This is a genomic window from Psychrobacter sp. S1-30-MNA-CIBAN-0213 (assembly GCF_040309845.1).
Taxonomy (GTDB): Bacteria; Pseudomonadota; Gammaproteobacteria; order Pseudomonadales; family Moraxellaceae; genus Psychrobacter.
In genome coordinates, this window is sequence record NZ_JBEOPE010000003.1 from 92,447 (window position 1) to 114,986 (window position 22,540).

21 protein-coding genes are annotated in these 22,540 nt (G+C 42.4%); 9 read left to right on the plus strand and 12 right to left on the minus strand.

Translation table 11 applies throughout. From position 1 onward, the window contains the following. Positions 1-153: 153 nt before the first annotated feature. On the minus strand, positions 154-834 hold the full coding sequence (radC, locus tag AAEY87_RS03830; RefSeq protein WP_068329421.1) for a RadC family protein: 681 nt from the start codon (positions 832-834) through the stop codon (positions 154-156). 139 nt (positions 835-973) lie between these two features. On the opposite strand from radC, the gene coaBC reads away from it, so the two are divergent. Together coaBC and AAEY87_RS03840 are read left to right on the plus strand one after the other, a co-directional pair. Continuing rightward, positions 974-2,410 carry a bifunctional phosphopantothenoylcysteine decarboxylase/phosphopantothenate--cysteine ligase CoaBC gene (gene coaBC, locus AAEY87_RS03835; RefSeq protein WP_350656013.1) on the plus strand — a complete coding sequence of 479 codons (1,437 nt, stop codon included), beginning with the start codon at positions 974-976 and terminating at the stop codon, positions 2,408-2,410. A 51-nt stretch (positions 2,411-2,461) separates the two neighbouring features. Beyond that, on the plus strand, positions 2,462-3,244 hold the full coding sequence (locus AAEY87_RS03840; RefSeq protein ID WP_350656198.1) for a TSUP family transporter: 783 nt from the start codon (positions 2,462-2,464) through the stop codon (positions 3,242-3,244). Positions 3,245-3,399: 155 nt separating this feature from the next. Here the strand turns inward: AAEY87_RS03840 and AAEY87_RS03845 are convergent, their stop codons facing one another. From AAEY87_RS03845 to AAEY87_RS03860, 4 genes are all read right to left on the minus strand, one after another. Then, complete coding sequence (locus AAEY87_RS03845; protein ID WP_350656015.1) at positions 3,400-3,606, minus strand: DUF2905 domain-containing protein; 207 nt, start codon at positions 3,604-3,606, stop codon at positions 3,400-3,402. A 61-nt stretch (positions 3,607-3,667) separates the two neighbouring features. Next, on the minus strand, positions 3,668-4,600 hold the full coding sequence (locus tag AAEY87_RS03850) for a histone deacetylase family protein (protein ID WP_350656016.1): 933 nt from the start codon (positions 4,598-4,600) through the stop codon (positions 3,668-3,670). Positions 4,601-4,787: 187 nt separating this feature from the next. Further along, complete coding sequence (locus tag AAEY87_RS03855) at positions 4,788-5,738, minus strand: YbjN domain-containing protein (protein ID WP_350656017.1); 951 nt, start codon at positions 5,736-5,738, stop codon at positions 4,788-4,790. A 63-nt stretch (positions 5,739-5,801) separates the two neighbouring features. Continuing rightward, on the minus strand, positions 5,802-6,929 hold the full coding sequence (locus tag AAEY87_RS03860; RefSeq protein WP_350656018.1) for a hypothetical protein: 1,128 nt from the start codon (positions 6,927-6,929) through the stop codon (positions 5,802-5,804). A gap of 117 nt (positions 6,930-7,046) precedes the next feature. Between AAEY87_RS03860 and ccmA the strand changes: the two genes are divergently transcribed. The 5 genes from ccmA (at position 7,047) to ccmE (ending at position 10,504) form a co-directional block, all read left to right on the plus strand. Continuing rightward, positions 7,047-7,676, plus strand: a complete 630-nt coding sequence (ccmA, locus tag AAEY87_RS03865; RefSeq protein WP_350656019.1) for a heme ABC exporter ATP-binding protein CcmA — start codon at positions 7,047-7,049, stop codon at positions 7,674-7,676. Between the two features lie 165 nt (positions 7,677-7,841). Continuing rightward, a complete protein-coding gene (locus AAEY87_RS03870) occupies positions 7,842-8,498 on the plus strand; it encodes a heme exporter protein CcmB (RefSeq protein ID WP_068039454.1) in 657 nt (218 codons plus the stop codon). A gap of 215 nt (positions 8,499-8,713) precedes the next feature. Then, positions 8,714-9,502 carry a heme ABC transporter permease CcmC gene (ccmC, locus tag AAEY87_RS03875; protein WP_350656020.1) on the plus strand — a complete coding sequence of 263 codons (789 nt, stop codon included), beginning with the start codon at positions 8,714-8,716 and terminating at the stop codon, positions 9,500-9,502. Between the two features lie 35 nt (positions 9,503-9,537). Next, positions 9,538-9,759 (plus strand): heme exporter protein CcmD, encoded by a 222-nt coding sequence (gene ccmD / locus AAEY87_RS03880; protein ID WP_350656021.1) that lies wholly within the window; start codon positions 9,538-9,540, stop codon positions 9,757-9,759. A gap of 244 nt (positions 9,760-10,003) precedes the next feature. Then, complete coding sequence (gene ccmE, locus AAEY87_RS03885) at positions 10,004-10,504, plus strand: cytochrome c maturation protein CcmE (protein WP_350656022.1); 501 nt, start codon at positions 10,004-10,006, stop codon at positions 10,502-10,504. Between the two features lie 87 nt (positions 10,505-10,591). Here ccmE and AAEY87_RS03890 read toward each other — a convergent pair whose 3' ends face one another. Further along, a complete protein-coding gene (locus AAEY87_RS03890; RefSeq protein WP_350656023.1) occupies positions 10,592-11,440 on the minus strand; it encodes an aldo/keto reductase in 849 nt (282 codons plus the stop codon). Positions 11,441-11,948: 508 nt separating this feature from the next. Between AAEY87_RS03890 and AAEY87_RS03895 the strand changes: the two genes are divergently transcribed. Further along, a complete protein-coding gene (locus AAEY87_RS03895) occupies positions 11,949-13,082 on the plus strand; it encodes an MFS transporter (RefSeq protein WP_350656024.1) in 1,134 nt (377 codons plus the stop codon). Between the two features lie 98 nt (positions 13,083-13,180). After that, a complete protein-coding gene (locus tag AAEY87_RS03900) occupies positions 13,181-14,437 on the plus strand; it encodes an amidohydrolase family protein (RefSeq protein ID WP_350656025.1) in 1,257 nt (418 codons plus the stop codon). A 165-nt stretch (positions 14,438-14,602) separates the two neighbouring features. Here the strand turns inward: AAEY87_RS03900 and AAEY87_RS03905 are convergent, their stop codons facing one another. The 6 genes from AAEY87_RS03905 to AAEY87_RS03930 all read right to left on the minus strand — a co-directional run bounded on the left by AAEY87_RS03905 (position 14,603) and on the right by AAEY87_RS03930 (position 22,183). Beyond that, positions 14,603-15,556 carry a MetQ/NlpA family ABC transporter substrate-binding protein gene (locus tag AAEY87_RS03905; protein WP_350656026.1) on the minus strand — a complete coding sequence of 318 codons (954 nt, stop codon included), beginning with the start codon at positions 15,554-15,556 and terminating at the stop codon, positions 14,603-14,605. A gap of 167 nt (positions 15,557-15,723) precedes the next feature. Further along, positions 15,724-16,410 (minus strand): methionine ABC transporter permease, encoded by a 687-nt coding sequence (locus tag AAEY87_RS03910; protein WP_068037773.1) that lies wholly within the window; start codon positions 16,408-16,410, stop codon positions 15,724-15,726. Between the two features lie 19 nt (positions 16,411-16,429). Continuing rightward, a complete protein-coding gene (locus AAEY87_RS03915; protein ID WP_068037765.1) occupies positions 16,430-17,200 on the minus strand; it encodes a methionine ABC transporter ATP-binding protein in 771 nt (256 codons plus the stop codon). Positions 17,201-17,535: 335 nt separating this feature from the next. Further along, the gene (locus AAEY87_RS03920) at positions 17,536-19,623 is read right to left on the minus strand and encodes an ATP-binding protein (protein WP_350656027.1); all 2,088 of its coding nucleotides are present in this window, start codon (positions 19,621-19,623) and stop codon (positions 17,536-17,538) included. Between the two features lie 132 nt (positions 19,624-19,755). Beyond that, positions 19,756-20,478, minus strand: coding sequence for a response regulator transcription factor (locus tag AAEY87_RS03925; RefSeq protein ID WP_068037760.1), 723 nt, complete (start codon positions 20,476-20,478; stop codon positions 19,756-19,758). 406 nt (positions 20,479-20,884) lie between these two features. Continuing rightward, positions 20,885-22,183 carry an efflux RND transporter periplasmic adaptor subunit gene (locus AAEY87_RS03930; RefSeq protein WP_350656028.1) on the minus strand — a complete coding sequence of 433 codons (1,299 nt, stop codon included), beginning with the start codon at positions 22,181-22,183 and terminating at the stop codon, positions 20,885-20,887. Positions 22,184-22,540 lie beyond the last annotated feature (357 nt).

Here is a 22,540-nt window from a genome sequence, read left to right on the forward strand (position 1 = left end):
CGATAAAGATACAGATTGTAAATAAAGTTATCTACCAATATGAAATAGTTCTTAAAAACTATCAAGAGCGAAAATGCTACGCTATGTCGATAATATGTATCAATCTCACTAAGGCATTTCATATAAAACAAAGCATTTGTTAGACAGTATAAACTAAAATGGTGCTAGGCAGTTTTCAGCATAAGACAAAGTGTCGTTACGGCCAACGATGATGTGGTCAATGAAAGTGATATCAAGTAAATCACAGGCCTTTTTCAGCTCATAGGTTAATAAGTTATCAGCCGTTGAAGGCTGCGCATCAGTATGAGGGTGATTGTGTGCGACGATTAGCTGACTGGCAGCATGGCTCAAAGCGTGGCGAAGGACGTGCTTGATGCATACTGAACAAGAAGAGATACCTCCAGTAAAAAGTATCTCAAAGTTTAATAGATTTAGAGCATTATCGAGACAGAGTACGGCAAAGACCTCACGACGCTCGCCGCGCAATTGCGTACTAATATAGTCTTTGACCGCCTGTGAACGCCCAAGCGCTTGACCAGTCTTAAGTTGACTATCTAAATAGCGTGTGCCCATCTCAAGCGAAGCTAATATCTGTGTATATTTGGCAGGGCCGATACCATGACAGGCAAGGACAGACTCTTGCGGCGCCGCTAAAAGTTCTGCTAGGCTACCGAACTGCTCAATCAAATGACGAGCAAGCTCGATAGCTGACTGTGATTGAGTACCAGTACGTAAAAATATTGCTAAAATCTCTGCGTCGGTAAGATGCGCTGCGCCAAATTTCAGCAGCTTTTCGCGTGGTCTGTCGTCTTCATGCCAGTCTTTTATAGCCACTGTTTTTCCTTAAAAATGGGTCGATTCTAAATAAATGAGAGAGTAAACAAGATTGGGAGAGAAAACTTTCCCCAATTTATCGCATAATTGTTACTATAAACGCAATTTTATCTTCTAACTTTTTATTGATGCCACGCCTATGTCAAATGTTGTGCTCGCTATTACTGGCGGTATTGCCGCTTATAAATCCGCTTTTTTTGCCCGCTTATTAATTAAAGCGGGGTTCGAGGTGCGCGTCATTATGACGGCAGGCGCGCAAGCGTTTATCACACCGCTTACTCTACAAGCCTTGACTGGTAACGAGGTACATATCTCATTGCTTGATGAGCGTGCTGAGGCTGGCATGGGTCATATTGAGCTTGCCAAGTGGGCAGACTTGATAGTCATTGCCCCAGCTTCGGCCAACACTTTAGCTCGATTGGCAATGGGAATGGCTGATGACTTACTAACAACGGTATGTCTTGCAACTACCGCACCAGTATTGATTGCACCAGCGATGAACCAGCAAATGTGGGCCCATCCAGCGGTGAGTCTAAATGTGCAGACGCTAGCCGATATGAATTATCATATTATTGAGCCCGCAAGTGGTGAGCAAGCATGCGGTGATGTAGGGGCAGGGCGCTTGCCTGAGCCTGAGCAATTATTAGCAGAGGTACGCTTATTTAGCGCGCAGCAAACTATTCCACAAAATCTACTGGGTAAAATGGTCGTTATTACCGCAGGACCTACTGTTGAAGCGATCGATCCGGTACGCTATTTATCCAATCATTCTTCAGGGAAAATGGGCTTTGCATTGGCACAAGCTTGCGTAGAGGCAGGAGCACAAGTCACGCTCATCGCTGGCGGTAAAGTCGCGCTACCAACGCCGCTTGGGGTTACCCGTATTGATGTATTGTCTGCCGCAGAGATGCTAACGACTGCTCAGCAATGTGTGGCTGGTACGCATCCTGCTTTACTGGCTTTGGCTGAAAATGAACAAAACGATGGTCATGAGCACTACCATACGCATAGCCATGAACACGAACATGGCGACTGTGACTGCCATGAGCCGGACGATCAGATAGAGCAGCAAAGTATGTCGTTAGGAAGTATAACGTTAAACAGTAATTTGGATAACTTGCGCTTAGATACATTGCCCTTAGATAACTTGCGCCATGCTGATATCTTTATCGCCACTGCCGCTGTCGCTGATTATCGTACTGAAGAAGCCGCCCCGCAAAAAATCAAAAAAACCCAAGATGCCATGATGCTAAATTTGGTCAAAAACCCTGACATCTTAGCGACTATTTCACACGCTTATCCTGATATGTTTGTCGTCGGTTTTGCAGCAGAGACACAAGATGTAGAGCACTATGCGCGCGGTAAGCTAGCTTCTAAAGATTTAGACTTGATTGCTTGTAACGATGTATCGCGCACAGACATTGGTTTCGCCAGCGATGACAATGCGATGCAAGTGTTTTTCTCAGAGCGTTATGCTCATGATACAGTGACATTAGAGAAAGCGAGCAAGGATAAGATTGCCGATCAGCTTGCTACTATTATCGGCGAGACCCTGATGCAACGTCTTAATGGTTAATTATTTAGTTATTAGTATTAAGACGCAAATGATATGTCTGTTAGAGCTACTATGACGGACATGGCTGATAGCGATAGCACCCAGACGTTATTGCTGATTGTGATTTTTGCACTAGCATCACTGCTGCATGGTATTAGTGGGCTGGGTGTGACGTTGGTGACTACTACTGCGCTTGCCAGCATTTATCCATTGCCACATGCCATTGTATTGGTGATATTCCCGTCATTATTGCTAAATGCGATGACTTGGCTGGCTGGTGGCGGGCGTAGTATTTGGCAAAACTTTATCTATTACGGCAGACGCTATTGGCTGCTCGCGTTAACCAGCTTGCTCGGTAGTATTTTGGGTGCAAAGCTACTGCTGTGGGTAGATAGTGCTTACATTTTATTAGTATTAGCGGCTGTCATCGGCTTTTATGTGATAAGTGCACTACTCGGTAAGCAAATACGTCTGCCTGATACTAAGCCTGTGCTGATTATCGTTGGTTTTAGTGCAGGAGTCATTGGCGGCGCCACTAACGCAATGTCGACCATACTAATGATGTACTTATTGTCTGCAAGTAACGATAAAAACACCATCGCTAAAGTCGGCAACATGTGCTATTTCTTAGGTAAAATTGCCCAAATCATCGTATTGCGGGAGCCTATTATGGCGCTTAGCAGTGGTGAGTGGCAGCTGATTACTCTGCTGAGTGTTCTGTCTATTGCCGCCCTTTTAGTCGGTATCCGCCTGCGTCGTTACTTACCGCAAGCACGCTTTCGTCAGCTTATTTTATTGATTCTCACGCTACTTGGTATACGCGTAGGCTGGCAGGGAATTACGGCATTTTTGTAGTATAGTCAGTACCAAATAGAATCGAAGCATCAATAATTACGTGCTACTGGTATAAATTTTCCTTGCGTGCTGCTGATACAGAGGCTGCGCAAAATTCATCCCAGTAGCACTGACTCGGCTTTAAAGTGAGTTGACTATACGGAGTCCTTTTCAGGTTAGCGATTGAATAAATTTAATACGATAGTAGCGATGACACTGATGACTATCATAGTGATCACTGGAAAATAAACCCGTGTATTGCCTGAAGTGTGTTTGATATCGCCTGGCAGATTACCTATCCACGAAAACGCGCTTGGAAACAGCAGCCAAATAACGCCGATGATAACCAACACAATGCCTATACCTATCAATATTTTTGCCATATAAAGCCTCGCAAATGCTCTGATTTTATATCGTCTTAACTAAATGGTTTTATTTCGACTATTAATGCGCTGCACATGAGCCAACCATCTCACCAAAATACAGCTGCTGGGCGACCCGAAAGGTATTACAGTGCGCTTCAACCACATCTTCAATATCTTCTGAATAACCACCGCCCATCACGATAGCGACTGGAATGTTAGCGGCTTTTGCTTGCTGCAACACATACTCATCACGTGCCTTGCAACCCCCTTGCGTTAAGCCAAGTTTACCCAGTTTATCGGTCGCGAGCACATCGACCGCAGACTGATAAAAAATCATATCGGGTGCGACGTCGCTAATTAAGCGCGGCAGCGTATCCCTCAAAATCTGTAAATATTCTGCATCACCCGTATCGTTATCCAGCTCAATATCTAAGTCGGATATTTCTTTACGAAACGGATAGTTCTTGGCGCCGTGCATACTAAACACAAAAACGCGTGGCTCATCCGCCATAATGCTGGCGTTGCCATTGCCTTGATGAACATCCAAATCAACGATTAAAATCTTTTGCGCCTGTCCACGATTGAGTAATAAATTACTGGCGATACATACATCATTAAACACGCAAAATCCCTCGCCATGATCGGCAAATGCATGATGCGTCCCACCCGCGACATTCATTGCCACACCGTGCTGCTGGGCATATAACGCACATTCATAAGTGGCGTGGGCAATATGGCGACCACGATCCACTAACGCTTCGGTCATTTCAAAACCAATAGGGCGCGCTTCTTTGCGCGGCAAGGTTTGGGTTTTAAGCTTATGCCAATAGTCCTCAGTATGGGTAGTTAATATTTCGTCTTCTGTCAGACGCTTGGGTGCAAAAAAATTATCGGTAGTGATGGTCCCTTCGCTAAGCAAGCGCTCAGGAATCATCGTATATTTTTGCATGGGAAAACGATGCTTGTCAGGTACGGAATAACGAAAAACTTCAGAGTAAGCAATTTTTAGCATAATTTTTAATTGTGTCGTTGTTTGAAAGGGTGATAATGAATTTTTGAAAGAACTTGTTATTAAGAGTAATAAAGGATTAGAAGATATGAGAGCTACTGACTTGTATTTTACTAAGTTTTTTTAAATTAAGAGATTTTTGTGAATTAAGAAACTGTCTAAACTAAAAGACTTTTTAAATTAAGCCTCTTTATTGAACAAACTGAGTCGGAAGAAAGAAGGTTCTTGAGTCGGATTGCTGACGTAGCTCTATAAGTAACGTTTGCATATCTTCAGCAGGGTCTTGAGTGTTGATTAAATCATCAAATATCTCGTAAGCAACTGTAGTCATGGCAATTACGCTTTGCAACAAATTCTCAAGGATATGATCATTAATACCAACTGCCTCGACATCGATAGCATGTTTGTAGCGTATTTCGCCATCGTTCACATCCATCTCTAAATTACCGATTAGCATGTCATAATTAATTTGGGTAATAAGTAACATTGCTGCGTTTTGATGACTTTCGGGCACTAAAAAGGGCAAAATACCATAGACCGCTAGCAAGTTGTTTTTCTCTTGCACACGAAACAGATAGCCACATTCTAATTGTTTATTGCGCATCCTTAAGGATAAATGATGCGATTGCTGGCTGTCATTTGTTTTTGGTCGATAATGAGTGTAGTGCCACTGTTTGTCATTAAAATACTGTTTAAGGTAATCGACAATAGCTATGTCGGTATTGTTGTCTTGCTCAGCAGTCTGATTCAAAGAGTCCGCTTTAGAGCTTTCGGGGTTATTTTTATTATCAGTATTAGTAGTATTATCAATAATGCCATTAGAGTCGCTAGTGTCTGTTTTAGCAGCGCTTATGTTACTAGCATTTTTATCATTGGCCTTCTTATCACTAGACTTTTTATTAGCCTTGGCGCTATAAGTTCCAGCTTGCAGAGTATCAGTATTAATATCTCCATTAACATCAGTTTCGTTATTAACATTAGTATCCTTACCAACATCAATATCGTTATCAACGCTAACTTCATCTGCAAGTGACAATGAATGCTGCGGTATTTTTGCGTCATCAACAACAGCCTGCGGTGCTGAGGTAGTCAGGAACCGTTTGAGTTTTTGCCATAAGCTGAGTTTATTATGTTGACTCATAGATGTTGTACTAACTAATAAATGAATAGTATTAAAAACTGATAAATAAGCTAAAACCACAAATTAATCTTTGCTGAATACAAAACCATCTTTGATGTTAGGTTGCGCATAAAATGCTTGTAACATGTTATAGATATGAGTGGTCAGCCATGTACTTTCAAGAGCGTCATGCACGACAGGAAGTAGGGCGGTACTTAATTGCGTCATGGCCTCTTCATCGATATATAAGCTTGCTGCTACGCTCGCAATCGTATCCGACTGATGATTAGTGTACCAAGTGTCGACGCTAGCTGAGACAAGACTGCGCAAGTAAGGCGACAAGCGCAGACGGTTATAGCTTTGTTGGATGCTGGCTTCGATATGATCAATGCTGCTATGGTCAGGCTCATCGTTTAAGTAGGTTTGTAGCTGGCTAATCGGTTGATCTTTGATGCGTCCCCAACCTGTTATCAAGAGCCGAGCGACTTCTTCATTTGATAAATGTGCTTGCGCATTAGCTTCTGCTCGGCGAGTTAAGTCTTTAATATTGCGATGCAAGTACGTCTGTAACTTCTCATCCAGGTTTCTGTTGGTTGCCTTCTCAAATGAGCTGCGCCCAAGCTTCATGAGTTTGCCAACACCGCCTGCTTTATCCAGCGTAGTTTCCATAAAGTCGTTGATAGCGTGATATAGCGTTTGCGTCAACAAGTCTGCAAAGGTTTCATTGCCGACTAGCGTATGAATCAATGCATTACGCTGCTCGTCATGGCTACCCACATAGTTGGCAAGGGTCTCAACCTGAGTATCATCCATCAGCTCAGACAAAGGTACGTTATCATTGACCGGATGATAAATGACAGTATGCAATATATCGCGGATATCCTTACGCATGACATCGCTCATCGGTTGGCTAAGTAGCCAGTCATTAATTAGGTGCTGTAAATCATCGGCGCTGACGTATTTATGTAGGGGCTGCGCGCCTAACCACTGCCAAGCCTCTATAGCCATCGGCTCTGCTTGCTGCTGTAACCACTGCTGCATAAAGGCAACTTGAGCATCAATTAAGCTATCCATAGTTAGACTAGCAGCTGATAAGCTTGCGCTAGGATGAGCCGTTGCAGCACCTGTATGAGGCGTTGGAGTTTGATTGTCTGATGCTTGAGTATTTAGAGTTTGGTTATCTTTTGAAGTCTGCATAGGTTTTGAGGTCATAGTAATCGACAATTTGTTATACTGTGTGGATATAGTGAGCATAAAGTATTATGCCATGAACAACGTATTCGTTTGTGATGAATATTGCTTAGCGCTTGATAAATAATGAGAGATTTGATGACGGCTGTGGATGCACCCTTACTTGCGCTCAATGAGCTGACGGTTCAACGCGGTGAAATACCTTTATGTGAAGGGGTCACGCTCAACTTACCTGCTGGCAGCATCTGTCATTTAGTTGGTGCAAACGGCACTGGTAAGACGACGCTATTGATGCAGCTGGCTGGATTATTACCAGTGCTGACGGGTGAGGTTTACTACCAAGGGTCAGAAATTTTACCTATTCAGCCTTTATATGTCTCGCATCAATTGGGCATTCATCCCAATCTCACGGTCGCGCAAAATCTAACCTTTCTGCTGAATTTATATGGTATTACCCCAAGTATCGCTGATATTGACGACGCTCTCTCTTGGGTGGGATTGCAGGGCTTTGAGACGATTAGCTCAAGCCATTTATCTGCTGGGCAAACGCGTCGCATCACCCTTGCAAGATTATATTTGTTGACGCCGGACGTGACACCATTATGGTTACTTGATGAGCCTTTTACGGCACTTGATGTCGATATGGTGGCACGAATGGAAGATAGGTTGCGCGAATTTGCTCATACTGGCGGATCGATATTGATGACCAGTCATCAGGCAGTTGGCGTTGCCAATCAGGTGCTCGATTTGTCAGATTACATGGTATAAGTGCGACAAATATAAGTGAAAGGACGGATAATGACAGATAGTCCATTACAAAATAGTCCAGTGCAAGAGAGCACCATGCAAGAAGACCTAATGCAAGACAGTCCAGTACAAGTAGCGAATAAAAGCTTGAACGTTAGCGCATCGGCTGCACGTGGTATCAGCTTTATGCAGTTATGGCGACGTGAGTGGCACGTGAAGCAGCAAGGGGCGGTACAGTGGTTGTACCCTTTAGTACTATTTTTAGTGATTATTACCTTATTTCCGCTAGCCGTAGGTAGCGAGCCAGCATTGTTGCAGCGTCTTGGGGTTTCGGCCGTGTGGATTGCTGCTTTGTTGTCACTGGTGATGGGCGTTGATGGCTTATTTAAACCTGCTCTCGACAATGGCACACTGGCGCAATTGGTCGTCGCCAAAGCTTCGCTACCGTTATGGGTGCTTATCCGCTTAGTCATTCATTGGATTTTTAGTAGTGGGATTGTGGCTGTGCTCAGTTTACTCGCCGTGCCATTATTTCAGCTCAGCTGGTTTGAGGCGTGGATATTGATGGCCTCTATTGTGACGGGTAGTCCAATGCTGTTGATGTTGTCAGCGGTCGCCAGTAGTTTGACGCTGTCATTGAAGAATGGCGCGGTGCTGGTGCCTTTGATTGCTTTACCGATGCAGTTGCCAGTGTTAATTTTTGCCACCGGAGCGGTTGATTTATTTGCCACTGGTCTTAATGGTTTGCCGATATTGGCTTTATTATTGGCAGGTAGTATTATCTCGGTTTTGGTTATGCCATGGGTGATTGCAATGACCTTAAAAATGGCGTGGCTAAATTAAAACGTATAGGCTGGCTTGTTATTGTTTCTCTTATCAAAGCCATTTGTATGAACAGCATGTTGAAAACTGGCAACTTTGCTATAATAGCCAGTTAAATAAGTAACAGTCACTTGTAGATTCTATCCAGTGTTTAACGCCGGCAGGTTAACAGGTAGTAGCGCCAATGTTGCGCTGTATCCGTATAACCAATAAGCTGTGCAAATAGGTTTATTCTCATGCCCAACCTGAATAATGTCTCATCTCCTAGCCTATGGCAGCGTATCTGGCAAGGCTTCTTGACCACTGTGGGTACCAAGCAGTTTTTTCGCATCTTTGCGCCTTGGGTTAAGTGGTTAGCTGTACTGTCCAGTATTTTTCTGCTGATCGGTAGCGTTTGGGGTCTCGCTTTTGCGCCGCCCGATTACTTACAAGGTAATAGCTACCGCATTATCTTTATCCACGTGCCAGCGGCTAGTATCGCTATTTCTATCTATTTTGCCCTCGCTGTATTAGGGGTCATCTTTCTCGTTTGGAAAATTAAGACGGCTAGTCTGGTGGCGCAGGCGCTTGCTCCGCTGGGCTTTTTGCTATGCGTGATTAGTTTGATTACGGGCTCTATTTGGGCAAAACCAACTTGGGGTACTTACTGGGTTTGGGATGCGCGTTTGACGTCTATGCTGATTTTGGCGTTTTTATATGCAGGCGTGATGGCATTGTTTGCAGCGTTTGAGCATACCGCCAACCGTGGTAAAGCGGCAGCCATTTTATCTATTGTCGGCGCAGTGAATCTACCCATTATCAAATATTCGGTACAGTGGTGGAACACCTTACATCAAGGCTCTACCTTCACGTTAACGGCCGCGCCAAAAATGTCCGCAGACATGTGGATGCCGTTGCTTCTAATGATTATCGGTAGTTACTTACTCGTCGCAACATTAACGATTTATCGTACCAACACCCTAATCTTGTACCGCGATCAAGGTAAAGCGTGGGTCAAAGAATATATTCGTGGGCAAGCCAAATGACTGTCGCCAAAACAAATAACGGCTAGGAACCTATTATGCAGCCTTACTTTTATAGCGTATCTGAGTTCATCGCCATGGGTAAGCATGGTGTGTTTGTCTGGTCGTGCTGGGCAATTACGGTTGGGGTGATGCTGGCTTTTATTATTTATAGTCGCAGGCAGCGTCAAGCACTTATCAAACAGCTGACCATTCAGCAGGCTCAACAAGCACAGCGTACTGCTAAAACCCCTAATCCTGCAACCAGGCAGCCGATGTAAAAAATTATTTTAATATCATAGATTTAGCTTACAAAATTATGACCTCTAAATTGTAAAGATATGACCGTATTAAGGCTTGTGGGGCTTATTGATTTGTCCGAAAAATGCTACCATATAGCTATTAGAAGAGTACGATTAGAAAGATACTTTTAAAAAATTTTTCTAATGGTAGTTTCTTCAATATTTTCTGTTTTATAGATTGTTTATATTCAATAAAGCAGCGACTCATCAATGAGGTAGTGGTATGAACGCAGTTCGTCGCAAAAAACTGATGTGGGTTATGTTTACGCTTGCAGGGGCAGCAGTGGCGGTAGTGTTAGTCATTTATGCTATTGGGCAACAAACCGATTACTATTTCGATGCTACGGCGATTGCTCAAGGCGAGGCGCCACAAGATAAGCGCATTCGTGCAGGTGGTATGGTAGTCGCTGGTAGCGTACAGCGTGCACCAGATAATCCATTAAATGTTGAGTTCGCGATTACTGACTTTGAATCAACGGTTCCAGTCACCTATCAAGGTATCTTGCCGGATTTGTTTGCTGAAAACTCAGGCATCGTTGCTACTGGTAAAATGCAGGGCGAGACTTTTGTGGCTGGTGAAGTACTAGCTAAGCATGATGAAAACTACATGCCACCAGAAGTTGCTAAATCGATGAAAGAGAACAATCGTAGCGGTGCAATACCAGCGTCTGAGCAGTACAATCCTGCTGAGCCGATTCGCGAAACTGAAACATTACAACAGTAATTTTTCAGTAAATGTTAAAATCAAAAAAGAGCCGCTAATTTATTATTAGCGGCTCTTTTTTTATACTAATTTTAATATCAATAGATTTTAGTCATCCCATACAGGAGTATAGTCAGGATGCTCAATTTTGCGACCGTCACTGCGGGCTAAACTGCAAATCTTTTCTAATTCATCTGCGCTCAATTGAACGTTGATGGCATCTAAGTTCCCTTGCAAGTGCTCAGGGTTAGAAGTCTTTGGAATAGCGATACGGTGTTTGTCTGATAGTATCCAAGCCAATGATATTTGTGCTGGTGTCACGCCATGCTTCTCAGCGATTTCTTTGATGACTTCATTATCAAACACATCACCGCGTGCAAGTGGCGAGTATGCTTCTAATAAAATATGGTGATTGTTCAAAAAAGTCTGCAAGGTATTTTGCTTAATGAACGGATGAAATTCAACTTGATTGACCACAATCGGCACGTCAGCGTACTTCTTGGCTTCAATAATATTAGCAATATTAAAGTTAGAAACGCCGATATTGCGCGTTAAGCCTTGTTTTTGTAATTCACACAATGCTGGAATAGTCTCAGATAATGGTACACGGTCATCAGGCCAGTGTAGTAATAGCAGGTCAACATAATCGGTATCTAGATTTTCTAAAGAACGTTTAGCCGCTGCAATTAACTTTTCTGGTTCAAACTTCATATCATCAGGGAATATCTTCGTGGTTAAAAAGAATTTATCACGCGCCACCCCTGATTGCTTGATACCTTGACCGACCTCGACTTCATTACCATAAGCTTGAGCAGTATCGATATGTTCATAGCCCATTTTTAGACCTTGGCTGACGACATCGATACAGTCTTGTCCAGTCGATTGCCAAGTTCCTAGTCCTAGTACTGGAATATTGGCTTGTCCAGCGGTACGGATATTATAGTTTTTAGTACTCATATTTAGACCTTATTATTCGTGTGATTTGTTAATAGAGGACTTATCAAGAGAGAGGTTACTCATGAATATTATTGTCTCGACCTCTATAGATCCTAACCACTATAGAAAAAAGCAGGCTAAAGTGAAAGGGCGAGTGACGGTTTCCTACAAAGGACAAACAGGCTGTAACGTCATTTACTATTCTGATTTGTAGGTTGAACAGCGTTTTGAAACTGTTAAGTGTCTTTCAAGCAAACAAATCCTTACCATTAGTATGGTTATTATAAGGTAATATGGAAACTAAGCTATAACAAGTCGGTTATATACGTTTTATCCAAAAAATTCAAACAGTTATCTTAAAGTTATTCTAGTGTTCAATTTATCTAAACTCATATAAAAACTCATAAAAACCTTTTCTTTGATTAGGGATAATATGTCAATCGTTTCAAAAGCTCGTCTTTCAGAAGACGATCTGTCAAAAAATAATAATGTCGGATAGAACCCTATTTCTTGGTTCATCTTTGGTCTTATGGCCAGTGTTACTTTTATCGGTATTCTCTCAGAGTTGATGCCTTCTGGTATTTTGCCACAAATGACGGCAGGTCTTGGTATTGAACAGACCCAAGTCGGATTTTTGGTCGGTATCTATGCGTTGGCTTCAGCGATTTTTGCCATTCCATTAATCAGTATGACGCTGTGGATCAACCGTAAAATTCTCTTGATGGCGCTGTTGGCAGGTTTTGCGGTCTCCAATATAGTCGTCGGGCTCACTTCATCTTATTCGCTTATTGTTGCTATGCGTATTCTGGGTGGTATCTGTGCCGGTATTATGTGGCCAATGATTGCCGCCTACGGCACAGCCCTAGTGCCAGAGAATATGCATGGTAAGGCGATTACCATCATCATGGCAGGTAATACTTTTGGCGTGAGTTTGGGTCTACCGATTATGACCTTTATTGGGACACAAGTAGGCTGGCGCACGTCCTTTATCGTACTCGGTGTACTAGGCGGGGTAATTGCTCTATTGGCGATGAAGTTTTTACCTTCGGTAAAGGGCGAGAAACTGACGCAAAGTAACTCCCCAATAGCAGTACTAAAAATACCTGGCGTTTGGATAGTCTTAGCCCTCACTTTCTTGGCAGTCGTTGCGCATTACAGTACCTATACTTATATCACTTTATTGGTTGAAACCTTGGAATTTGTCGGCGGTATTAGTTTAGCCCTGCTTATCTTCGGTATCGGTTCTGTCATCTCAGTCATACTATCCGCCAAAATTATCGATACGCATCTGCGCGGTTTGATCGTCAGTATGCTTATATCTGGGGCGATAGCTATGCTGCTATTCGTTTTCTTTAGAGGAATGAATGGTTTCTCGCATTTTGCCTTTTTATTATGGGGACTAGCATTCGGACCCTTAGTAACGATGTTCCAAACAGCAGTCAGTCACCAAGTCACCGAAGCAAAAGCCGTCGCGACTTCCGTACAATCAAGTGTGTTTAACTTTTCCATTATGATTGCGACATGGCTTGCAGGCTTGATTTTGGTTCATATGCCAGAGACAGGCGTCTTAGGTATTGTATATCTATCCATTTTTTGTTTCGTTCCTGCCATCATCATTACCTTCATATCTAAGAAAACATTGGATGCGCCTACTGTTGGGTAGCGTTCAATAAAGTAGCTTTTAATAAAGTAGCTTTTAATAAAATAATGTTCGATAAGCAATTTCAATAAATAATTATTTAATAATAATAGGAGTTTGTCATGATTAAGTTTACTAATGCCAATATCTATCGCAATAGCGATGCCAATGAAATTTTGGTCCAAGACGATGTTATTCAGCAGATAGGTAACAATTTGCCTGCTGCTGAAGAAGAGGTCGATCTCAAAGGTCGTTTGATCGTACCGCCTTACGTGGACTCGCATCTGCATCTTGATTATGTCTACACGGGCGGCGGCGATGATGCCAAGAACGCCACAGGTACCTTGTTCGAAGGTATTGCTCGCTGGCACGATGTCAAAAAGACGCAAACTTTTGAAGATGCTAAATCGCGGATGCTAAAAGGTATTCAAGAAGAGGTGTCCAAAGGGGTGCAATATATTCGTACCCATATTGACGTCTGCGACCCTGATTTGACTGGGCTTAAAGCAATGCTTGAGCTGCGCGAAGAGTTAAAAGACAACGTCACTATTCAGATTGTCGCTTTCCCGCAAGAGGGTATGTACGCTTATAAAGGCGCAGTTGAGCTGATGGAAGAGGCGCTGAAGATGGGCGCGGATTGCGTCGGCGGTATTCCACATTTTGAATGGGCATACGAGTTCGGTCAAGATTCTGTGCGTAAGACGGTTGAGCTTGCGCTTAAGTATGACAAGCTCATCGACGTGCATTGTGATGAAACCGATGACCCAATGAGTCGCCACGTGCAATTATTAAATGCTTTGGTGATGATTGAAGGTATCGGTACGCGTACGGCGGCTAGCCATACTTGTTCATTTGGTTCCGCAGACGATGCTTATGCGTTTCGTATGATGGGACTGTTTGAACAATCGCAGATGAACTTCATTGCGCTGCCTACTGAAAACGCTTATTTGCAAGGTCGCCAAGATACTTATCCCAAGCGTCGTGGTTTAACGCGAGTGAAGGAATTTTGGGAAAATGGTATCAACATCTCTTTTGGTCAAGATTCTATCAATGATCCTTGGTATCCAGCGGGCAACGGTAACATGATGAATATCTTGGATAATGGTATTCATTTGGCACAAACCATGTCATTACCGCAGCTGGACGTCTGTCTTGACTTCATTACCTTTAACGGCGCTAAAACTTTGAATATCGAAGAAGAGTATGGTATAGAAGTCGGCCGTGCGGCAAACTTTTTGGTATTAGATGCGACAAGTCCATTTGAAGCAGTGCGTCAGCGCGCGGATGTACTGGCCTCTATTCGCAATGGTCAGTATCTGTTTAAAAAACCTGAGCCTAGTTATGATATTGAACTGGACTTGTTTAGAAGCACTATTTAACGATTAGTCCAAAAGCTAAATATAAAATTCAGACCATAAAAAATGCCCATTACTCATAAGTAGTGGGCATTTTTTATATTTACAATTTGAACTTTTAGCACTATTAGTTAATTATTGAAACTAACCGTTTTTAAGTGTCTAAATTTTTGCTCAAGCAGATTTAAGTTACTGAGCTGCTTCCGCTTCTACAGGGGCAGTAATCGCAGTAGCTGGCGCAGTGTTATTACCCCAGATTTTTGGGTACTTGTAGCCTGGGAAAGTATCATGAGCATACTTTTTGAAGGCTTCTGAGTTATAAGCGTTAGTCACGTCTTCAACCCATTTTTTACCAGTATCAGTAGACTTAATCGCTGACCAGTTTACATAATTGAAGCTTGGCTCTTGGAACAAGGCTTCAGTTAGCTCAATGCCAGCATCAGTAGCATAGTTACCATTGATAACGGCAAAGTCTACTTCGTCACGGGCACGTGGTAATTGAGCGGCTTCTAACTCAACGATTTTGATATCGTATTTGCTGTTATCAGCGATGTCAGTTTTTGAAGCAGTCAATGGATCAACGTCATCTTTTAAGGTAATCCAGCCAAGATCATTCATCATAACCAATGCACGGGCAAAGTTACTTGGGTCATTCGGCGCAGAGACGCTCATGCCTTTATACACGTCATCAAGGCTAGTCTTTTTACCAGAGTAAATGCCAAGTGGTGCGGTTGGAACTTGGAAAACTTCGACTAAATCAAGATTGTTTTCTTTTTTAAAGGTATCAAGATAAGGCTTGTGTTGGAAGATATTGATATCCAAATCACCTTCAGCCAATGCCAAGTTAGGGCGGACATAGTCAGTAAAAGCAATTAGCTCAACTTCATAACCTTGCTCTTCCAGTGAGGCTTTGACTTGGTTACGTACCATATCGGCGAAGTCACCTTCGGTAGTACCGATGATGATTTTGGTGTGTTCAGGATCAATATCGCTAGCAGCAGTTTCAGCAGTTGTGCCTTCTGTCACGGCTTCTTTAGTCGCTTCTGGCGCTGATGAGTTGTTACAGCCTACTAATACTAAGCTTGATACACCAACAGCGGCAAATGCGGTCGCTAACTGACGGCTGATATCTGTTAATTTCATGAAATTTCCTTATTAATACATGGGATTGGGTAAAACGGTTATCGTCTGAGCATTAAAAAAGCAACATTCTAAGTAGTAATGCTGCTTTCTTATGAGCTGAGATAAGGAGTAATTACTGCCAAAAATAAACCTAGTCGCTTGCAATGTCAAGCATTCTCTAACGTGGCTTAGCGTTTGTCTAAACGATTGGCTAACCAATTACCAAAGGCTTGAATCGAGATGACCATGACCGACAGCATAATGACGATAAAAATCATCACTTCAGTCTGATAGCGATAATAGCCGTAACGAATAGCTAAGTCACCCAAACCACCACCACCAATCATACCAGCAGCAGCTGAATAAGACAGCAGGCTAATAGTTAGAATAGTCACCGAGAGTACCAATCCTGAGCGCGCCTCATTAAGTAGTACCTTAATGATCGTAAAAGGACGTGCGCCCATAGATTCGGTGGCTTCAATGATACCGCGCGGTACTTCACGCAGATTTTGCTCGACTAAACGCGCAAAATAAAACGAACCAGCAATCGCTAGGACTAAAGATGCAGCAATAGGGCCAATGCCTGTGCCAACAATGGCTTTAGTAAAGGGGCTCATAGCAATCATCAAAATGACAAAGGGGAAAGCACGCATAAAGTTGGTGATGCCACCCAATATGGCATACAGCCCTTTATTCTGTAAAAACTGTCGATCGCTGGATAAAAATAAGAATATTCCAAACAGACCACCAATGGTAACGGCAGCTGCAGTAGAGATACCAAGCATAACGAAAGTGTCAAACGACGCTTGCCAAATCTCTTTACGTAGCGCAAGCAACTTGTCTATTGAGGCAGACAATTCAGTACCAGTCAACATATCTATTTCTCCTGCCGCCTTAGTCTTCGTGCACTAAGCCTTTGCCAATCGGGGTGGTTGCCTGAATCAGACCGTCTCGTACATCTGCAACTTCAAGTAGCTGTCCCTGATGCAGCAATGCCGCACGATCACAGAGTCTACGAATGACACTCATTTCGTGAGTCACAATAACAATGGTCACGCCAAGCTGCTCATTAATTTCGCGTAGACAGGTCAATAGGCTGCGAGTGGTAGCAGGATCAAGGGCACTGGTCGGCTCATCGGCTAGCAAAACTTTTGGGCTTGGCGCAATCGCGCGAGCTATACCAACGCGCTGTTTTTGACCGCCTGAAAGCTGTGCAGGATAATGACCAGCACGATCCGTTAGATCCACAATCTCAAGACAATCCATGACACGCTTATGAATATCGCGGCGAGGATAACCAGCAACCGTCAAGTTAAAGGCCACATTGTCAAAGACAGTGCGATTAGACATCAGGTTAAATTGCTGAAAAATCATGCCGATATTGTGGCGGGCAATACGCAAATCACTAGCAGACAATGTGGTTAAGTCAGTACCATCGATAATGACCTGACCTGAGTCTGGACGCTCAAGCATATTAATAAGGCGTAACAAGGTGGACTTACCAGCACCCGAATAGCCCATTAAGCCAAAGATTTCACCTTTTTGGACAGATAACGACGTTGGCTCAACGGCAGTGAACCAATGCGGCTTACCGTCCTTGTCTTTTATTGATCGGTCGCTTAAAAAGCTTTTGGTCACGTCATTTAGAACGATCATGTCACTCATGGAATGCTCAAAATTAGTAAATAGGGTAGCGGTTGTAACATCGATATACTATTGCACGATGACAGCGTCGAATCTATGCCAATAACAATATAATAAGGGGCGGTAATATAGCATATTTATAGGCGTTTTGGATATGCAGATTCATGACTGTCTTATAACAAGATAGCTATTAGCAGTAATACGTACTACGGCATGTAAAAGATTATAGTTGAGATTGAGGGTTGGATAGTATGTAAATAAGGACAAGGAATTAAAGAGGTAATATTATATTGCCGCCAAACTTGTAAAAGCAGTCAATGAGTTAGTCATTTACTGCCTACTTACTAATCATGTAACTAACTATGGTTATCATGGCTGCGATGAGGGTCATGTTTGACTGGAATCACTACCAAAAATCTAGTATGACCGTTAATAGTATCAGTAACGATATGACCTTGATGGGCAGTAACAATTTGCGATACTAGCGATAAGCCTAGACCCGAGCCCTTGTTTTTTTGCTGCAAGCGTACAAACGGACTAAAGATCTCTTCACGTTTGTCTTCTGGAATACCTGCACCTTCGTCAATAACCGCGAGTACTGCATATTTTGGCAAAGGGCGCTCATCTTCAGACTTAGATTTTTTTAGATGCTTTTTAAATAAGCTTTCTTTACGCGGTGTGCTATTAGATTCACTATCACCATCGGTATTCTGGTCATTGCTGGCTTTAGTTATTTTACCTTTGTTGCTACCCTTGTCATTTATAGATTTAGTCGTTGCAGGCTTATCAGTGACGGACTTGATATTAGCAATACTCAGTCCATCATTTGTGGAGTGTTGTTGCGAGTCTGGAACGATATTCCAAATCATTCTTTTAATTCTATCAGCCAGATCAGAGCTAAGTTTGCTATGACCATTTTGAAGTGTCTTATCACTAATAATTGGTGCTAGGGCATCAGTTATTTGATTACGGTTGCTACCATTATTAGATATAGCCTGCGATTGCTCGGCTTCATCATCACTATTATTCTTTCCACCGTGCTCTTTGTTATTATGCTCAGCAAGCGTTTCACCATTTCGAAAAATGACAGGTGTCGGTAACACATCTAACGGCTCTGATACATCGGTTGGCGTTTCAAGCTCAGACTTTACCTGAATTAAATTAACGTTTTGGTTGTCTTTCGATTGTCCTGTCACGTCGAGATGCTTGTCATAATTTGAGCGACTATAGTCAGCAAAGCTACTGCATACTAACGAATGTAATAGATATTCAGGTAGGGTATCTGCCTCTTCAAGAGTTTGCACGCCATAAAGCAAAATAGTAACTGGCGGAACACCATGTAGCATGGCGTTATTCAATAGGTTACGAATGAGATGAGTCAACATCGGCGGTTGACCATCAATCACAATGTGCTCACCAATTAAGGTTGCTTCTGGATAATGTTGACGCTCTTGGTTAACTAAATCATAAAAATCTACGCGCTCAACTTGCTGCATCGCATGGCCAGCATCGAGACGACTGACTAAAAGTATACTTTCAACTAAATCGTTAAGCCCTGATAAGTCGCGATTGATCGCTTGCGCCCGTTTATCAAACTTCGCTTTCGTATCCTTTGGCATCGAGCCTGCAAGCATATCCATCATTTCAATTTGTAGGCGAATGCGAGTAATAGGGGTGCGTAGCTCGTGTGAGGCATGTGCTAGTAATAAATTATTGGCATCAATAAGATGCTCTATTTTTTGAGCGGCTTGGTTAAACCCACGCGCGAGCAAAGCAATCTCATCATTACCGCGACTATTGACACGTACAGTAAAGTCACCATCACCAAGCTGACTCATCTGCTGGCTCATATGGTTAATACGCCATGTCATTGAACGTGCAATCCACCATAGCGCGCCTGCCATAATCATAAGCAGTAGCAGCGTACCAGTGAATAAGTTTAAGGCAGCAGATAACGCAGGCTTTTTCGGCACCAAACGTGACTCATATAGCAGTGTGTAACCAGTGCTGCTATAGACTTGGGCTTGCTGAGTAGGAGGTGTGTCTGAAAAAGATGGGAATATTAGAGTTAATAGAGAAGGCGTTGCAGGTAGCTCTAACGGCAGATCACTATTGTCCGTCTGCATAAGCAGGCGACCTTGACTGTCGTATAGGCCCATTTTGGCTTGCAATGATTCATCAAAAATATCAAAACTTTTTTTGACCACAGCTAACATAAAGCGTGCTTGCAGTCGATTGTTTTTGCTAATAGCCGTATTTAATTCATGCAAAAAGGGGTCAATCTGTCCAAGTATTTGTGTTGCCACAACTTCTGAGCGGATACCTGCGTTCTTGTCATGGACAAGCTGCGTCAATAGCACCATAGCTACTGCAAACAAAATAAGTGCCAGCATGACACTGGCAAATAGTTTTGCAAATACGGAGCGAAAACCCAACTGCTGCATTAAATGCTCTCTATTATCAAACACTCATATCGATGATTAGCAATAGCCACCACGGTAGGCGTGATGGCTATTTTTCGTCTGCTCATTACTTTCAGAGTTTATTTAAAACGAACTGACAGACTTTATGCTGGATTAGACCTGATCGGTGGCAAATTGATAACCAACGCCGCGTACGGTAATAATGCGTTTTGGCTGGCGTGGATTGTCTTCAATAAGTGCACGCAGACGTGAGATGTGCACGTCGATCGCACGATCGATGTTATCAGAGCTGTCATCATTTGGCATAGCTTGCCATAACTGCTCACGATTGAGTACTTTACCAGAATGAGTGGCAAAGTAATGTAATAGCTGAAACTGATGAGTCGTTAGACGTACTGGCTGCTCATCAATCGTCACTTCATGGCTATCAGGGAATACGCTCAAACGTCCAAAGGTTAAGCTATCAGACTGGCTGTCAGCTTGATTTGGTTGCTCATGGCGACGAATAACAGCGCGAATACGAGCTAGCAGTTCACGAGGCTCAAAAGGCTTAGCAATGTAATCGTCAGCGCCCATCTCTAGACCCAATACGCGATCTGTCGTGTCACCTTTTGCGGTAAGCATGATGATAGGAACTTTATTGGTCATGTTGTTTTTGTTACCGCGTATCTTTTGGCAAACTTGCATGCCATCCATATCGGGTAACATCAAATCTAGCACTACCAAATCTATATCACGTTCTTTAGTGTCTAGGATATCAAGGCCTTCTTGACCGAGCCCTGCATGATGAACATCATAATAGTTCATTGTCAGGTAATCGCTAATCAATTCAGCCAAATCCGGATCGTCTTCAATTAACAGAATCTGTTTACTCATGAGCTGTCCTTTAGTAGTGGTCGTTATTTAATAATTATTTAGTAATAGTTGTTTTAATGGTAATTGTTATCTTTTTAATTTTTCCAAGATATAAACCAATATATTTTATAAAAGTCATCAAAAAAATGCGCATTACAAATGTTACTGTGTCTATTTTGCCTAACTTAGGCCTTACCACACAAGACACGCTTTGTTAATGTTTCTACACAATGTAACTCATTATGTAATTACTGCTGCTTATAAGCCAACTGCTACCAGCCATATTAAAGAAGTGGCAATACAAAGAATCATATAGCGTGATTGACGATTTATTCTAATATTTATATGTTGAGATCGAACTATCCGTTGGATATAACCTTCATTATTACTCTTTCTACGATGAGCAAGGTATTTGCAAATAGCGTATTTATGAAACGATTACTTTTTTACCAACTGACTCTATAGGTAAGTCTGCTAGACAAATTAAACTGTCATTACTGATTCCAGCGACTAAATATTGATCAGTGCTAGGATCGTACTTAATCACCTCTACTGGTAGGCGAGTCAAACGCTGATCTTGTTTAATAATCCAAACATTCGCAGTGAGGGGCATAAGCGACTGATAAGGCGGTTTTTTTAGTACTGATAGTTCTACATCGTGGATACCATGTTCAGGCACAATAGTACCGACTTCTATCTGTCCATAATTGACTCGCCCAGAAACGACCATATCAGGTTTGAGTTTATCGCGACTTGCTTCATTTTTGACTACATTAACATAAACCCGCAGTTTATCAGGTTGGTTACTAGCGACTAGCTTGCTGACTTGACCCACAAATTGCTCTGGCAAATCCTTAGCTGTAAAGTTCACAGTTTGTCCAACTGAGAGTTGAGACTTAGTCTTGAGAGGAAGCGTAGCTATAAAATGCAAATCTTTGTCATCACCTAAACGCAATAGGGGTGTGCGAGCACCAACCTGTTGGGCGGTTTTTACATATAATTTATTGACGCGGCCTGAAAAGCTAGCCCGTACAACGACTGACTGTGCTGACAGCTTTAATTGTGCGGATTGCTCTGTAAGAGCTATGTCTTGACTAGTATCAATCTTTTCACTATTTACGCTGTTATCTATATTTTTGCTAATTGCTAAATTCTTGTCAGTAACTATATTCTTGTTAGTAGCTACGCTACCTGCTGGGTCATCATCTGCTAAAGCTACGTTATCAGCTTGTCTATTGCCGTTCGTAGTTAGCTGTTCAGCCACTTTAGACAGATTTTTGGATGCTTTTCCCTCATTGTCACTATTGGTCTTATCACCCTGCTGTATATTAGCTGGTTGTTTTGCAGTGCCAGCAGTAGTTTCAGACTCTTGTTGCTCATTGCTCGTAGCAGTATTGACTGTCTCATCGGTAGATGATTGACGCTTTAAAATTAATAAAGGCATGCCTTTTTCTACCCACTGACCCTCTGATACTAATGTTTTTTGCACGATTACGTCTTGTGCTGCGACAAAACGTGACTGTTTAATAGGTTTGATAACACCTTGTAAACCAAGGCTTGGCTGATAGCGTGAGGGTTTGATATTCAAAATATAATCGGATGCCATAGTGACACTATCAACACCGTAGATAATAGGCGAGTCTGCCTGCTTACTATCCTTATTAGGTTGTTGATTGTCCACAGGTGCTGGAGGTTGGCAAGCAACTATAAGTAAAGTGCTTAACAATAAGGCACAGTTCTTGCAATACTTAATAAGTCTTATATGCATTGTCATCAATCGCTATGGTAAACGTCATTTTATTATATAGATAAATCATAGAAGGTGCGATAACTATACTGCTTAGCTGGACTACAGCTATCAATGATATAGCTAGAGTAGATACACGAAAATTGTTCTTACCACAAAAGATAAAAAAAGGCGGTTATGTCAACCGTCCGAATTATTATATACGTGGTCTGAATAACTGGAAAACCTAGGTAGACTATGTTAAAACGAGCATCAAATACTTAATTGATACATTGTAGTTACAAATTAGATTGAAATATTTATCCGACAAATGATGGATATTAATTATAAAAGTAA